General features: G+C 68.0%; 17 protein-coding genes. 3 read left to right on the forward strand and 14 right to left on the reverse strand.

Translation table 11 applies throughout. From position 1 onward, the window contains the following. Positions 1-52 precede the first annotated feature (52 nt). From AOM45_RS24700 to AOM45_RS24715, 4 genes are read right to left on the reverse strand one after another with little or no spacing between them, the layout of a single operon-like run. On the reverse strand, positions 53-2,662 hold the full coding sequence (locus AOM45_RS24700; RefSeq protein WP_030467966.1) for an ATP-binding cassette domain-containing protein: 2,610 nt from the start codon (positions 2,660-2,662) through the stop codon (positions 53-55). Then, entirely contained in the window at positions 2,662-3,834 is a 1,173-nt protein-coding gene (locus AOM45_RS24705) for an OmpA family protein (protein ID WP_051783475.1), read from the reverse strand. Before AOM45_RS24705 ends, AOM45_RS24700 begins: the two co-directional genes overlap by 1 nt. Then, complete coding sequence (locus AOM45_RS24710; protein WP_030467964.1) at positions 3,831-4,928, reverse strand: hypothetical protein; 1,098 nt, start codon at positions 4,926-4,928, stop codon at positions 3,831-3,833. Before AOM45_RS24710 ends, AOM45_RS24705 begins: the two co-directional genes overlap by 4 nt. After that, complete coding sequence (locus AOM45_RS24715; protein ID WP_156093849.1) at positions 4,925-5,575, reverse strand: hypothetical protein; 651 nt, start codon at positions 5,573-5,575, stop codon at positions 4,925-4,927. The genes AOM45_RS24710 and AOM45_RS24715 overlap by 4 nt, the downstream gene beginning before the upstream one ends. Positions 5,576-5,763: 188 nt before the next feature. On the opposite strand from AOM45_RS24715, the gene AOM45_RS24720 reads away from it, so the two are divergent. Beyond that, positions 5,764-6,717, forward strand: a complete 954-nt coding sequence (locus tag AOM45_RS24720) for a hypothetical protein (protein WP_156093848.1) — start codon at positions 5,764-5,766, stop codon at positions 6,715-6,717. An 81-nt stretch (positions 6,718-6,798) separates the two neighbouring features. On the opposite strand, the gene mutM is transcribed toward AOM45_RS24720, so the two are convergent. The 6 genes from mutM to AOM45_RS24745 form a co-directional block, all read right to left on the reverse strand. Then, positions 6,799-7,656: a bifunctional DNA-formamidopyrimidine glycosylase/DNA-(apurinic or apyrimidinic site) lyase gene (gene mutM / locus AOM45_RS24725; protein WP_030467961.1), complete on the reverse strand. Its 858-nt coding sequence runs from the start codon at positions 7,654-7,656 to the stop codon at positions 6,799-6,801. Position 7,657: 1 nt separating this feature from the next. Continuing rightward, on the reverse strand, positions 7,658-7,858 hold the full coding sequence (locus AOM45_RS24730; protein ID WP_030467960.1) for a hypothetical protein: 201 nt from the start codon (positions 7,856-7,858) through the stop codon (positions 7,658-7,660). An 8-nt stretch (positions 7,859-7,866) separates the two neighbouring features. Next, the gene (gene rnc, locus AOM45_RS24735; protein WP_030467959.1) at positions 7,867-8,670 is read right to left on the reverse strand and encodes a ribonuclease III; all 804 of its coding nucleotides are present in this window, start codon (positions 8,668-8,670) and stop codon (positions 7,867-7,869) included. Positions 8,671-8,686: 16 nt separating this feature from the next. Continuing rightward, positions 8,687-8,869, reverse strand: coding sequence for a 50S ribosomal protein L32 (gene rpmF, locus AOM45_RS49795; protein WP_030467958.1), 183 nt, complete (start codon positions 8,867-8,869; stop codon positions 8,687-8,689). A gap of 2 nt (positions 8,870-8,871) precedes the next feature. Beyond that, on the reverse strand, positions 8,872-9,453 hold the full coding sequence (locus tag AOM45_RS24740; protein WP_030467957.1) for a YceD family protein: 582 nt from the start codon (positions 9,451-9,453) through the stop codon (positions 8,872-8,874). 137 nt (positions 9,454-9,590) lie between these two features. After that, on the reverse strand, positions 9,591-10,307 hold the full coding sequence (locus AOM45_RS24745; RefSeq protein ID WP_030467956.1) for a DivIVA domain-containing protein: 717 nt from the start codon (positions 10,305-10,307) through the stop codon (positions 9,591-9,593). A 100-nt stretch (positions 10,308-10,407) separates the two neighbouring features. Here AOM45_RS24745 and AOM45_RS24750 point away from each other — a divergent pair, with 100 nt between their 5' ends. Beyond that, positions 10,408-10,848, forward strand: coding sequence for a GNAT family N-acetyltransferase (locus tag AOM45_RS24750; RefSeq protein ID WP_030467955.1), 441 nt, complete (start codon positions 10,408-10,410; stop codon positions 10,846-10,848). On the opposite strand, the gene coaD is transcribed toward AOM45_RS24750, so the two are convergent. Next, the gene (gene coaD / locus AOM45_RS24755; RefSeq protein ID WP_030467954.1) at positions 10,845-11,327 is read right to left on the reverse strand and encodes a pantetheine-phosphate adenylyltransferase; all 483 of its coding nucleotides are present in this window, start codon (positions 11,325-11,327) and stop codon (positions 10,845-10,847) included. The two genes, AOM45_RS24750 and coaD, sit on opposite strands and share 4 nt — an antisense overlap. Positions 11,328-11,380: 53 nt before the next feature. Continuing rightward, positions 11,381-11,935: a 16S rRNA (guanine(966)-N(2))-methyltransferase RsmD gene (gene rsmD, locus AOM45_RS24760; RefSeq protein WP_030467953.1), complete on the reverse strand. Its 555-nt coding sequence runs from the start codon at positions 11,933-11,935 to the stop codon at positions 11,381-11,383. Between the two features lie 31 nt (positions 11,936-11,966). Here rsmD and AOM45_RS49800 point away from each other — a divergent pair, with 31 nt between their 5' ends. Next, complete coding sequence (locus AOM45_RS49800) at positions 11,967-12,392, forward strand: hypothetical protein (RefSeq protein ID WP_081902172.1); 426 nt, start codon at positions 11,967-11,969, stop codon at positions 12,390-12,392. On the opposite strand, the gene AOM45_RS24765 is transcribed toward AOM45_RS49800, so the two are convergent. Then, positions 12,364-13,047 (reverse strand): SDR family NAD(P)-dependent oxidoreductase, encoded by a 684-nt coding sequence (locus AOM45_RS24765; RefSeq protein WP_030467952.1) that lies wholly within the window; start codon positions 13,045-13,047, stop codon positions 12,364-12,366. The genes AOM45_RS49800 and AOM45_RS24765 overlap by 29 nt on opposite strands. 509 nt (positions 13,048-13,556) lie before the next feature. Then, a complete protein-coding gene (locus AOM45_RS24770; protein ID WP_030467951.1) occupies positions 13,557-14,630 on the reverse strand; it encodes an MBL fold metallo-hydrolase in 1,074 nt (357 codons plus the stop codon). Between the last annotated feature and the right edge of the window lie 65 nt (positions 14,631-14,695).

Genomic DNA, 14,695 nt, shown 5'->3' on the forward strand with positions numbered 1-14,695 from the left:
TCGCCACATAAGTCCGGTCAGCTGTCATGTCGTGGCTCGGATCCAAGGCAGGTCACCGCAGCCTTCGGTTGAGTCTCAGCACGGCCAGCCACGTGAACAACACGGTCAGACCGGCGAGGCAGCAGAGGTTCAGCAGCCACCACCCGTTCGCGTGTTGCCACAGGTCGTCCTTCTGCACGGGCGCGATCGAGGTCAGGTCCACAGTGGACGCGGCCGCGGCGAGCCCCCACCTGGCGGGCAGGATCCAGGACACGACGGCGGTCGCACCGCCCTCCGACAGGTCGGTGGTGACGCCGTTGAGCGCCACCTGCGCCACGACCACCAACGAGGTGACGGTCACCGCAGTCTTCAGGTCCTTGCAGCAGGCCGAGATGAACAACCCGAGCGACATCGCGGCCACACTCGTCGCCACGAGGTCGCACATCAGTTCCAGGGTGGACGGCATCCCCGTCACGGCGTGGTCCGGCGCCCCTCTCCAGAGCACGAACACGCTGGCGGCGATCACTCCCTGCACCGCCGCGACGACCGCGAACACCAGCCACTTCGACAGCACCACCGCGGCGGTGACCGTGCCGGTGCGGTGCTCCCGGACGATGATGTTGTGCTCCTCCACCAGATTGCTGTAGGTCAGCGCCTGGCCGGTCAGGACGCACAACGTGACCAGGATGCTCAACGCGGCCGACGCCGTCCTGGCCGCCTCGCCGACGCGCAACACGTCGTCAGCGGACACTCCGGCGGCGAGCCCCGCCGCGATGCCCGCGATGCCGAACGGCATCAGCCCGGCCGGCCAGGGGAAGGTCAGCACGAGCTGCCGAGCGACCAGGATCGGCAGCTGGTGCGCGAAGGCCCGGAATCTGCCGCGCTGCCGTTCCGGCTCGGGTTCGCTCTGCCGGGCGACGGCTTCCCGGACGGCCTGCTCTGCCCGTTCCACCACTGCGCCCGCGCGGTAGTCGGCGACCAAGCCGTTGACCGCCTCCTTGTTGTCCTTGCCCTCCAGCAACTTCATCAGGTCCGCGTAGCTGGGCACGCCGAGCGCGTCGAGGGCCCCGCCGGGTGGTCCGCAGTAGACGGGACGCCCGCCGGGGGCGAGCACCAGAACTTGGTCGGCGAGGTGGAGGTGCTCGGTCGCGTGGGTCACCAATGCGACCGTGCACCCGCCGTCCGCGTATCGCGACAGCATCTCCATCACGTCGCGGTCCATGCCGGGGTCGAGTCCGGAGGTCGGCTCGTCGAGCATCAGCAGCCGCGGTCTGCTCAGCATCTCCAGCGCGACGGACACGCGTTTGCGCTGCCCACCGGAGAGCTGGTGCACCGGCTTGGTGATGTGTTCGTCCAGCTTGAGCTGCTTGCACACGTCGAGCACCGTGTCGGCCTCACCGCCACGGCGGTCGGACGGCCTGCGCAGCCTGTCGGCGAAGCGCAGCAACGTCTCCACCGTCAGCGAGCGGTGCATGCTGTCGTCCTGCGGCACGAAACCGAGCCTGCTGCGCAGCTGTTCGCGGTGCGTCCGCACGTCGAGGCCCTCGAAGTAGAGATGACCGCCAGACGTCTCCAGCTCTCCGAGCAACGCGGAGAACAGGGAGCTCTTGCCGGCACCGGACGGGCCGAGGACGGCGAGCACCGTGCGTTCCCGTTGAACCAGAGACATGTCGATGAGCCTGGGCCTGCCGTTGCGGTCGTTGACCGCGGACAGGTCGTGCACGACGAGATCGCACTCGCCCAGCGGTGTGACGATCAGTTCCAGCTCGTCCTTGCTGACCTGGAACCGGTGATCGGCGATGTCGAAGACGGACAACGCGGTCAGCGCCGTCCTCCTGACCGGCCGGCCTCCCTGGAAGGTGCCGTCCGAGTGTCCGAGGTCGCGCAGCTCCCACCGCTCGCCGCGACGCTCGATGACGGCGTGCCTCTCGGCGACCTGGTAGCCGTCGATGCGGACCTGGCAGTCCTCGTGGCGACCGATGACCGTCCTGTGCCGCAACGGGAAGCGTTGCACGCCAGGGCCCTGCGGTTCGGGGGTGCGCCCCGGCGGCGCCGGGTCGGGCGCCTCGGGCCGCACGCGTTCCGGGTTGATCCACTCGGGCAGGCCCGGATCGAGGCGGTTGATCCCCGCCAGGGCGGCGGAACCCCTCGGGTGCGCCCGCACGAGCGAACGCAGGTACGCCGCGATCCGCCGGTGCGTGAGCCGGTGGATGCGCCGGACCCGCACCGACGCGACCGTCAGGTGCCGATCGACCCGGTCCGCCATCGCGGCTATTTCGGCGTCCAGCCGGTCGAGGTCGGCCTTGGCGGACAGGGCCAGGCCCTTCGCCGCCACCACGGCCCCGAGGTGCTCGCGTCCACGGCGCATCCTGACCACCGCGACGCCGCGGCGCTCCTCACCCGGCCGCCGCGCGGTCAGCTCCGCTTCGGACGGAGGCACCTCCGCACGGGCGAGCTCGGCCTCGGCCCGCACCAGCCTCTCGACGACGTGCACGCGGAACGTCCGCAACCGGACCAGCTCTTCGCGGTCCGCGGTGGACAGCGCCTCGTGCTCGACACGCTCCTTCTCGAACGCCTCGTGGGCGCCGCGGATCAGGACCTCCCGATGCGGGGTCGACCGCGCACCGGGGTTCGGGATGCCGAGCCTGCCGTCGCGGAACCCGTGCCACCACGAGCCGAACATCACTGCTCGAGGCAGGTCAGGGTGACGACAACCTTGCGGTTCTGCGCAGCCGGGCCTGGCAGCAGCACACCGCCGGGACCGAGATCGTTCACATGACCGGGCCAGTCGGTGCCGACGCCCCTGGTCGTGATCGTGTCAGCGGGGATGCCCAGGTCCGCCAGCACCGACTTCACCGCCTCCGCACGCCGCCGGGACAACTCGACCCGTCCCGGCGGCGGACCGACGCTCGCCGTGGTGCCCATGAGGTCGGCCTTCTGCTTCTTGGCGCGCATGGTGTCCGCGAGACGCTGCAACGTCGTCCGCGCCGCTGCCGGATCGCGGAAGTCGGCGCTTTCCGGCTTGAACGAGATGTTGTCCGCCTCGCCGAGCTCGACCGTGCCGCAACTGACCGGCGGCTTCGGCTTGGGCGGCTGCACGACGGTGACCGTCGGCGAGTCGACGGCGGCGGCCGAGGTAGAGCCGTGCAGCATCTTCGCGGCGCACCCGCCGGCGGCCTCCACGACAGCCTTCCAGATGTCGAAGACGTTGTTCTGCCAGCGCGGATCCAGCTCCGGCTGCGGCGGGGCGGTCAGCCCGAGCCCCACCAGCACCACGGACCGGCCAGCCAGGTCCGGTAGCTGCTTCTCCTTCGCGAGGTAGTCCGCGACCTCGCCGGGTTCCGAGGTCAGGACGTCGTCCTCACCGAACCGCAGTGGCGGCGTCGTCTGCAGCCCCGAATCCATCAGAACGATCGTGCCGCCCGGCCCGACCTTCTGCGATGCGATCGTCAACGCCCGGAGCACGTTCGCCTCCGGAACCTGCGCCCGGATCTTGTCGCGGAACGCGAGAGTCATCTTGTTCAAGTACTTCTGAACCTGCGCCGCGTCGTCGTCGGGATTGGCGCCCGCGGCCGGTGCGTCCTCGGCGAAGACGTACTCCGGCTTGCCGTCCAGCCGGACCAGCGTGATCGGTCTGTGCGCTCGTGCCACCCCGGTCATCAGGTTGTTCACCGACTCGGGCACCTCAGGTTTCGGTGCGTTGGCCCGTGCGCCGACCACGAAGGCCATCGGCTGTTCGTGTGACACGGGGCAGGGAGCGAAGTTCGGGGCGGGGAGCGCGTTCTCGGACTCGCACGCGGCGAGCGGCGGTACGAGCAGCACGGCGGTGAGTGCGGCGAGCAAGCGGCGGTTCATGCGTGCCTTCCGGAAGATCCGTTGGTGGAGTAGTCGTAGGGGCGCTTGTCCTCGGCGAGGATCGCGTCGGTGACGGAGGGATCACGGGCTTTTTCCGCCAGCAGCACCCGCGTGTACTGCTTGAGCTCCTCGGCGAACGCCAGCCGGCGCGCTTTCTGCGCGGCGAGGACCTTGGCCGCCGCGTCGCGGGCGCTGATCTGCACCTGCCACGCCGTACGGGCCGCTCCGTGGTCGCGTTCGATCGCGCGAACCCTCCTGACCGCACGGCGGTAGGCGGCCACCGCAGCCATGAACGCGCTGCGTGCGCTGTGGTGCGTCAGGTAGGAACCGATGCAGGCGGCGAGCCCGCTGCCGAGGTACAACGCGAGGAAGAGACCGGCACCGGCGAAGGCGAACTGCTGGTTCTCCGGCGTGGCCCCGGTGGCCTCGGAATCGAGCGACAGGCTGACCTGAGCGCTCGCGGGCGGCGGCGAGATCAGCCGGACCCACGCCGCGAGCAGCCCCATCGTCGCCCAGACGATCAGGTAGGCGGCTGCTGCCTTCCCCTTCTTCTCCTTCACCAGCGTGCCCGCGACGTGTGCGAGGTAGAGCACGAGCGAGGTGAACCCGATGACGAGCAACACCGTCACCGTCTGCCGCTGCCTGCCGAGGAGGTTCACGACCTGGATGAACGCGGCGACGTCGGCGGCCGCGGCGCACAGCAGGGCGATCACGTGCAGGTAGATCGACTTCGGGCGGCCGCCGAGCAGCGGCTTCTCTTCGTCGAGTGCGCTGACCGCGGCGCTACGAGCCTCGTCGGTCTCGGCGAGCCGCCGGGTGTCCTGCTCCCGCACCACGTCCAGCTCGTTCAGCCGAGTGTTCGCCGTGCCGAGCGGAGCCTCGGCACGGGCTAGGTAGAGGGCGTGCTCGGCCTCCACGTCGGCCACCCACTTGTCCGCCCATGCGTTGATCAGGTTGTCGAGCGGGTGCCCCACGGCCTCGTCGACCGAGTACCTCAGACTCTCGGCGTGCCGCTCGATCTCGGCTCGTGCGGCGTCCTCGTCCACAGAAGAGGGCACGAACTCCAACGAGTCGGGCTCTTCCTTCCTGCTCACGACGCCGGCCCTCCCTCGTCGTCCCACGGCAGATCGGGATCGCGCGGGGGTGTCTCACCGGCCTTCTTGGCGTGGTCCTGGTGCTCACGAGCGAAGTGCTGCCAGTAGCAGGCGATACGCCGTGAACCGTGCGCACGAACCATGTCCGCCCTCAGCCGTACGACCTCTTCCAGCCGTTCGATCTCGCGGTCGATCATCGAGACGAGCTGGACGGCCTCTCCCAACGTCCGTTGTGCCTCGTAGTAGCGCCGCTCCACGTGCTCGCGTCGTGCGAGGTGCACGTTCCGTCGGCGGTTCTGCGCGAACTCGGGCGGATGCCGTCCGTCGGCCAGGCGCAGTGGCCCGGCGAGGTCCGGCTCCTTGTCCGCCTCGGCGAGTTCCTGCTCGAGCCGGACCAGACGGTCACGCAGCGCCTCGACCGGACTCGCGGCGGTGTTCCTGCGGTCCGTCAGCTCGGCCAGGTCTCGCTCGCCGGCCACCTGTTCCGCGTTCACCTGCTCGGTGGTGAGCTCGCGCAACGCCCGCAGCCAGCCGGTCTCACCACGAAGTCCCGCCTTGCCGTCGCGACGTCCGTTCCGCGCGTCGAGCAACCGGTCGTACCAGCGATATCTGATTGGTTTCGCGGGCGGCCGCGTCCAGTCTCGCAAGGTGTTCCTCAATTACGTGAAGGGAAATGCGTCCAGCCGGGTGTCCACTTCGACCATCCAGGTGGCGCACGCCGAGAAATAGTTACCGAAAGCGACTGGACATTCCAGTCCATCCTTTGTCAGTTCCGTCCACCCACTGTCATGTTTCTGACCCGTGCTGGTACCGCAGATAGAGCAGAATGCAGGTCGTGGATGATCTGGTGGCCCTGGTGGTCGCGAACCTGCAACGGCTGCGAAAGAAGCTGGGGGTGCGAAATCGTGACCTCGACACGCGGCTCGACCCGGAGTTCTGCGAGCTGTTCGGCGCATCCGGCGGCGACGTGGAGGGATTGCGGCAGAAACTCACCGGTTATCTGGAGGAACTGGTCATCCGGTTGCCGACGGAACTTCAGATCGCCGCCCTGCACGGTCTGAACCTCACCCACGACGCCAAGGACATCAACCTCACCGACCGCATCGACGAGCTGGCGAGGGCCCTCGTCTGCGACCCCCGCACGGCGCGCAGGCGGATCGACAAGGCGTTCATGATCATGGCGGAGAACGCCGCGTCCGGATCCGCGTTGCTGTCGGGCAGCGGCCACGGCGGCGACGGGTGGTACATCGACTCGTTCGACGTCGTGCTGCGGCTCGACCAGGACACTCCGGTCGCCTACGAGCGAAGGCGCATCCTGGTCACCGCTCCGACGCTGGACGAGATCTCGACGTCCATCGACGTCCCGCGCCAGAGCGGCCACGACGAGCGGATCGGCCTGGACACGGAGATCTGGTTCGGCGGAATGCTCGCGAGCAGGGTGCAGGAGTCCACGACGAACTTCCAGACGGTGATCCGGCTGCCGAAACGTTTCCGCAAGAGCGAACGACATACAGTCGGACTCATCCACCGGATTCCACCGGGTCAGCGGATGGCACCGCGATACATTTATGTTCCGTATCGCAACTGCCGCCACTTCCGAGTGGTCGTGCGATTCGCGCCGGACCGCCAGCCGATTCACGTGTGGCGTCAGGACGGCGTTCCGCACAGCGTCGTGACGGATGGCGCTCCATCCGCACATCTGTTGCCGCTCGATCTCGCCAACGAGACACGGGCGGAGTTCGTCAACCTCGTCGGCGGTCTTTCCTACGGGGTGCAGTGGGAGTTTTGACGGCACTCACGCAGAGTGCACAACGTGACGACGCCGAGGGAAGGTGTTTCCTGTTTCCCAATCACGCCCGAACTGGTGCGATCAGATCCTGGCCCGAGGCTGGCAGCGGGGGCAGGAGTACGAGGACCGGTTCATGAACGGCTCACGCACGATCGCCGCCCCGCACCTCTTGCAGGGCCGGTTCTCCTGCCCGTACGCGTTCAACGACCGGTCGAAGTAGCCGGACTGGCCGTTGATGTTGACGTAGAGCGCGTCGAACGACGTCCCACCCTGCCCCAGCGCCTCACGCATCACGTCGGTGGCGTGATCGAGCAGCTCAGCGGCCTTCGCCTTGGTCAGCTTGTCCGTCATTCGGGTGCCGTGCAGGCGGGCGCGCCAGAGGGCCTCGTCGGCGTAGATGTTGCCGATGCCGGACACGAGGGTCTGGTCGAGCAGGGCGCGCTTGATCTCCGTGTGACGCAGGCGCAACGCGCGCACGGCAGCATCACGGGAGAAGAGAGGGTCCATGGGGTCGCGGGCGATGTGCGCGACCGTGTCGGGCACCAGGGTGCCGTCGACCTCGACCAGTTCGGCCAGCGCCAGGCCGCCGAAGGTTCGTTGGTCCACGAAACGGAGCTCTGGGCCGTCGTCTTCGAACCGGAAGCGGACGCGCAGGTGCTTCTCGTCGGGGGCCGACGAGGGTTGGACGAGCATTTGGCCGCTCATGCCCAGGTGCGCGAGCATGGCGGCTTTGTCGGCCAGTTCCACCCAGAGGTACTTGCCACGGCGCCTGGCGGCGGCCATTGGCTGGCCTGCCAGGCGCGCGCAGAAGTCCGTGGAACCCAGGTCGTGCCGGCGGATTGCGCGTGGGTGCAACACCTCAACCGAGGAGATGACCCGGCCGGCGACGTGGGCTTCGAGGCCGAGGCGTACTACCTCGACCTCTGGGAGTTCGGGCACGTCAGGCTTCGGACTTGCCCTCGTCGACGGGCTGCGCTTCGATCACAGCGGCCTGCGGCTTGGTGGGCTTGAGCACCCACACACCCGCGCGGCTCGTGTCCCTGACCAGCACAAGTCCCTGGATGCCTCCACTGCGGGAGGTGTTCACCGGCCCGCGGACGGTGCGGGTGCGGCGGTTCGTGCGGTTCCTGGTCGCATACATTGCGTGTCTCAGTCTTCCTCGGATGGGAGGGTCCCTGGCGTCACCGAGGCGCCGTTCTGTCCGTTCGCGGATCGGGCCGACTCCTGCTCGGCCTTGACCCGCTCCGACAGAACATGATAAGCCGCTTCGGCGGCTTTCTGCTCGGCTTCCTTCTTGGTGCGCCCATCACCCTTGCCGTGAGGCTGGCCCCCGACGAGCACCGTGGCGGTGAACTCCTTGCGGTGGTCCGGCCCCTGGTCGTCCACGCGGTACTCGGGGACGCCGAGACTGGCTTGAGCGGTGAGCTCCTGCAGGCTTGTCTTCCAGTCCAGTCCAGCACCCAGAAGCGGAGCTTTGGCCAAGAGTGGATCGAACAGCCGGTGAACGAACGTCCGTGCGGTATCGATACCGAACTGCAGGTACACCGCACCGATGACGGCCTCGAGGCCGTCGGCGAGGATGCTCGCCTTGTCCCTGCCGCCGGTCAGCTCTTCGCCGCGCCCGAGCAGCAGGTGTGCGCCCAGCCCGCCCGGCCCCAGGTCACGCGCCACGCCCGCCAGTGCGTGCATGTTCACCACGCTGGCGCGGAGCTTCGCGAGCTGACCTTCGGGAAGATCGGGATGGGTGCGGTAGAGGTGGTCGGTGACGACCAGCCCCAGCACGACGTCTCCCAGGAACTCGAGACGCTCGTTCGGCGGTAGACCGCCGTTCTCGTACGCGTACGACCGGTGGGTGAGTGCAAGCCCGAGCAGCTCGGCGTCCAACTGGACGCCGAGCGCTTCGGTCAAAGTCGCGCGGTCAGCTTGCGGAGCGCGCGGCGGCTTTCCCCCCACTGCGTAACCGAGGAGATCAGGCCGGCTGAGCGACCTGGCGGCCAGCGTACTGACCACAGGCCGGGCAGGCGACGTGCTGCGGCTTCGGCTGGCGGCAAGCCTTGTTGGAGCACGCCACCAGGTGCACGGCAGACGTCTTCCACTGGGAACGGCGCGCACGGGTGTTCGAGCGCGACATCTTCCGCTTCGGGACGGCCACGACTACTTCTCCTCGTTGTTGTCATCGCTGAACCGCTCTTGCAACGCGGCCCAACGAGGGTCGATCGTCTCATGCCCGTGGTCGGGCCCGAGCTCCGCCCACCTGCCACCACACTCGGAGCAAAGCCCCTTGCAGTCCGGCTCGCAGAGCGGCGCCTGCGGCAGTGCGAGGACGATGGCGTCCCGCACCACAGGCTCGAGGTCGATCAGATCGTTCTCGATCCGGCTGACCTCGTCTTCATCAGTGGTCTCGTCCGTGGTGCTGTCCGGCCACGCGTACAGCTCCGTGATCCGGACCTCGACCTCGTCGGCGAGGGGCTCGAGACACCTCGCGCACTCGCCTTCGACCTTGGCGGACGCCGTCCCCGAGACGAGCACGCCCTCCACGACCGATTCGATCAGGAGGTCGAGCTCTACCTCTCCGCCTTCCGGCACCGCGATCACACCGAGCAACCCCACACCTGCCGCGGGCACCGACCTGACGAAGGGTCGGCTGGAACCGGCGCGACGGCCGATGTCCCTGGTGTCGATGACCCAGGGACCGGATGCTGTGGGACGCGTGGACGCGTGACGATGCTCAGTCATGATCAGATTGGTTGCCGGCGGGGACCTACCACGTCCAGCCGGTCCAGGGTACGGGACGACGGCCTCACGCGTGAAATCCCCAGGTGATCGCACCTGCTCGTAGTAGTGCGAATCACACGTTCAGGCGCGCTGGTTCGTTAAGCACCGTAGTCGAACGGCGCGGAGGCTCCCGCGACGGCCGGTCCGCGCAGGTGCGAACGGCCCTTGCCGACCGACCTGAGCGTGTGCGCGAGGAGGTCCTCGAAGTCCGCGAGCTTGCCGTCCACGTACGCGTCGCACTCCGAACGCAGCCGGATGGCCTCGCTCTGCGCGGCGTCGAGCACGCGTGCCGCCTCGGCGTGCGCCGCCCGGACGACCTCCTGCTCGTTGACGAGCCGGGCCTGCTCGGCGCGGCCGTCCTCGGTGGCGCGCTCGTAGTTGGCACGGCCCGCCTGGATCATCCGCTCGGCCTCGGCGTGCGAGCGGCCCACCAGGTCGTCGTACTCCTGCCGGCCGGCGGCCACGGTCCGTTCGGCCTGGTCCTCCGCCTCTGCGATCATCCGCTCGGCGCGGGCACGCGCGTCGGACAGCATCGCCTCTGCCTCGGCCTGCGCCTCCGCGAGCATGCGGTCGGCGTCCGCACGGGCCTTCGACACGCCCGCTTCCGCGTCGTGCTTGGCCTTGCCGACCAGCTCGTCCTTGTGGTCCAGCACGTCCTGCGCGTCGTCGAGCTCCGCGGGGATCGCGTCGCGCACGTCGTCGAGCAGTTCGAGCACATCACCGCGCGGCACCACGCAGCCCGAGGTCATCGGAACTCCGCGCGCTTCCTCGACGATCGTGACGAGCTCGTCGAGTGCCTCGAACACCCGGTACACGTCTCACTCCCTAACCCCTGTGGCTCCCGTCCACAAGTGTGCCCTGTCGATCTCCCCGAAAGAGGGAGATCGGCAGGGCGTGTCAGGATTTGCCGTGACCATCAGCATCAGGCGGGCCACCGCGGCCGACGTCGACGCGATCGTGGCGATGCTCGCCGACGACCCGCTCGGAGCCCGGCGCGAGAAGCCCGGCGACCCCTCCTACCTCAAGGCGTTCGAGGTGATCGACGCCGACCCGCACCAGTACCTGGCCGTGGCCGAGGCCGGCGGGGAGGTCGTGGGGACCCTGCAGCTCACGTTCACGTCCGGCCTGTCCCGCCTGGGCATGACCCGCGTCACGGTCGAGGCCGTGCGCGTGCGCTCCGACCAGCGCGGCAACGGCCTCGGCGAGCGCCTGATGAGGTGGGCGATCGACGAGGCCCGCGCACGCGGCTGCGGTCTGGTGCAGCTCACGACGGACGCGTCACGGGTGGACGCGCACAGGTTCTACGAGCGGCTCGGCTTCACCGCGTCGCACGTGGGGATGAAGCTGCCTCTTTAACGGGTCTCCGCGAGGCGCTGCTGCAGCCGCTGCTCGACGGAGGCCGGCAGCAGCGTCGAGACGTCACCGCCGTACGTCGCAACCTCCTTGACCAGCGAGGACGCGAGGAACGAGTACTGCGGGCTGGCCTGCATGAACAGCGTGTCGACGCCCGTGAGCTGGTGGTTCATCTGCGCCATCTGCAGCTCGTAGTCGTAGTCGCTGACCGCGCGCAGGCCCTTCACGATGGCCTTGATGTGGTTCTCGCGGCAGTAGTCGACCAGCAGCCCGTGCCACGAGTCGACGCGCACGTTGTCCCACTGCGCGGTGACCTCGCGCAGCATCTCCTGGCGCTCCTCGACGGAGAACAGGGTGCGCTTGTTCTTGTTGATGAGCACGGCGACGACGACCTCGTCGAAGAGGTGCGCGGCTCTCCCGATGATGTCCAGGTGGCCGTTGGTTACCGGGTCGTAGGAGCCGGGGTACACGGCACGCGTCATGGATCGGACGTTAGCACCCGATCGGACGCCTCCAGGCGTGTCCGTGGTTCTCGTCACCCATCAGCACGCACCTGCGCCCAATACACCGCGGTGTCCCCATATCGCTTGGCACGCAAGGGTTCCACTTCGTCCGGCCAAGCTGGTTCGCCGCTTCGCGAAGCACGTTCGACAATCAGCACCGCGTCCCCGGCGAGCCGAGGCACCAGCCCGTGCAGAACTTTCGCGAGCTCGTCGTCAGTCACCACGTACGGCGGATCGGCGAACACGACGTCGAACTTCTCCCCTTCACCCGTGACGAAGGCCTCAGCCGTCCGGTTGGCGATGGTCGTGTTGCCGAACCCGAGCTCCCGCGCATTGCCCTTGAGCACCTCGGCGGCCCGCTTGTCCGACTCCACGAACGTCGCGTGCCCGGCCCCCCGGCTCAACGCCTCGAACCCGAGCGCCCCCGACCCGGCGTACAGGTCCAGCACCTTCGCCCCCTCGAGATCCATCATCGACTCGAGGGAACTGAACAGCGCCTCCCGCACCCGCTCGGACGTGGGCCGAGTCCCCTTCGGCGGCACCTTGAGCCTCCGGCCTCCGGCAGTCCCGGCAACAATTCGCGTCACCGCTCCATCGTCCCAGGTGCATCCTGTGCGCATGACCCGCCACCGAGACTCCGGCGACTGCCTCTGCGCACTGGCCGACCACCCGGTCCTGGCGGTGTGCCCGTCCTGCCCGGCCCAGGCCCTGATCACCTCAGGCCGCCTGGTCTGTCCGACATGCGCCCACACGCGCCCCTACACCCGAACCTGGTGCTGGGACGACCAGCGCTTCGTACCAGACCTGTGGCTGCGAACCCCTTGCGCCGGCCACACCCTGTGGGCGCTGAACACCGCACACCTGGACCTGCTGGAGTCCTACGTGACCGCGAAACTGCGCGAGGACCCGCCTTCTTCTTCAACGCGGCGAATGACCGTCCTCGCCAAACTCCCCGCGTGGATGAAGTCGGCCAAACACCGCAACGAGATCCAGCGAGCCCTCCGCCGCCTGCGAGCTACCGCCCCAGGTGCGCCCCACCGTTGACGGCCAGCACCTGCCCCGTGATATGCCCGGCAGCCTCCGACCCGAGGAACCCCACGAGCGCGGCCACGTCCTCAGGCGTCCCGGCCCGCCCGTTCTTCGTCTGCCCGATCAACATTTCCAACCGCTCCCCGGTCATCGAATCCCCGAAGAACTCGGTGTCCACGATCAGCCCAGGCGACACGACGTTGGCGGTGATCCCCCGCCCGCCGAGCTCCCCGGCAAGATCAGCAGTCCACGCCTCCACCGCAGCCTTGGCGGCCCCGTAACTCCCACCACCCCGACGCCCGGCGATCGACCCGATGGTGATCACCCGCCCGTTGTCGGCGAGCCGCGGAGCCAAAGCCTCCGTGACCAACACAGCACTGACGACGTTCGCCTCGTAGTTGGCAAGCCACCGAGTCTTGGTGTCCTCGTGACCGACGTTGCCACCGGCGTTGTTGACAAGAACGTCCACCTTGGACGGAAGACTCTCCAACGCCCCAGCGACCGCATCCGGATCGGTGGCATCAAAGGCAACGTGCCGGACCCCAGGAACCTCAGCGAGCACCGAGGCCCGGCGCCCGGTGATCGTGACGTCCAGCCCCTGCTTGACGAACTCAAGAGCGATGGCCCGCCCAATGCCAGTGCCACCACCAGTAACCACTGCTGTACGCATTGCTCCCCAAAAAATCGACTACGCCCCCAACGTACGCCTGGTGATCAAGCCCGAAGCCGAAGGCGAGGCGACGCGAAGCCGAAGGCGAGGCGACGCGAAGCCGAAGGCGAGCAGTCCTTGCCCTAAACGCAAGGTTCCGGCGGTGTGGTCCCGTCACGAGTCGTGACACAGCCCTTGTCGCGCCCGAGGGGAGAGGTCAAGTCGCACGCTTTTCGCGACTTGACCTCACCCCTCAGGTGTGACCCGCTCCTGGCACGGCTCGTGACGGGACCACACCGCCCGAACCGCACCACCAACGCAACGCGCAGCCGCCGAAAGCAACAGGCGTGCCATCAACCCGCAGACGGCGCTGGACTGGTCCTTGATCAGATTGGCGGGGTCTGGGGCGGCGCCCCAGAAATCTTGAAACAGGAACACGACACGGCAACCCCAACCAACCTACGGACACGAAACAGGCGGACGCCAACGCAACAGGGAGACGACCTACGCAACCGGCGCGACCAGAAAACTCAAACGAGCCCCTGCCACCACCCATCCACCTCACCAGGCGAGTCCACATCCACCCGCTCCCCAGGCCGAGGCACCGCCACCCGCATCCCCCGAGCCTTGACCTCCCGCCAAACCCGATCCACAGGCTCAGTCCAAGGATGCAGCGCAAGGTTGAAAGTCGCCCAGTGAACGGGAATCAACAACCCACCCCCAAGATCCTCAAACGCCTGCACCCCTTCCTCAGGCGTCATGTGGATGTCAGGCCAGGCATCGTTGTAAGCCCCAACCTGCATCAACACAGCATCAAAGGGCCCGTGCACAGCCCCGATAGCCGAGTACCCCGGGAAGTACCCGGTGTCCCCGCTGTAGAACACAGACCGAGAACCACGAGCAATCACCCACGAAGCCCACAAGGTGACGTTCCGCTGCACCGACCGCCCAGAAAAGTGCTGCGCCGCAGTACAAGTGAGCGTGAACCCGTCCACGGAGAACGACTCGTCCCAGTCCAACTCGACAATCCGCGAGCTAGGCACGTCCCACCGCAACAGGTGAGCCCCCAACCCCAACGGCACCACAAACACCGCGGACGACAACCGAGTCAGCTCCTGAACCGTCTGCATGTCCAGGTGGTCGTAGTGGTCGTGCGACACCACGACCGCGCTCAAAGCAGGCAAATCCGACAACTCGTGCGGCACGGGGTGCAGCCGCCGAGGCCCGACGTGCGCGGACGGCGACACCCGGTCACTCCACACCGGATCCACCAGCACCGCGGCCCCGTCGATCTCGATCAGCGCGGAAGCATGGCCGTACCAGGTGATGTGCAGCCCCGAGCCGACGGGAGCGGAGGGCCCGACGAGCGGAACCGCCACGGACGGTTTGCGGTCCTCGCCGCCGGAGATGAAGTCGCGCAACGAGAAGGAGTCGCGGTCCGGAACCGTGCTGACTTCCTTGTCGTTGTGGAACTTGCCGTTGCGGTAGCGCGGCGACCGCGCCATTCGCGCCGGGTCCGGCTTTCCTCCCAGCTGCTTCGGCACGTCCCGCAGCGCCCACGCCACGCCCGCCAGTCCGAGCAGCCCGGCCAACGCCTTCTTCATGATGCGAATCCCTCTCCCTGACCCCGTGCTCGGTGCAACGCACGGAATCGTCGTCGAGTTCCTCG

It is taken from the genome of Lentzea aerocolonigenes, assembly GCF_000974445.1.
GTDB lineage: Bacteria > Actinomycetota > Actinomycetes > Mycobacteriales > Pseudonocardiaceae > Lentzea > Lentzea aerocolonigenes.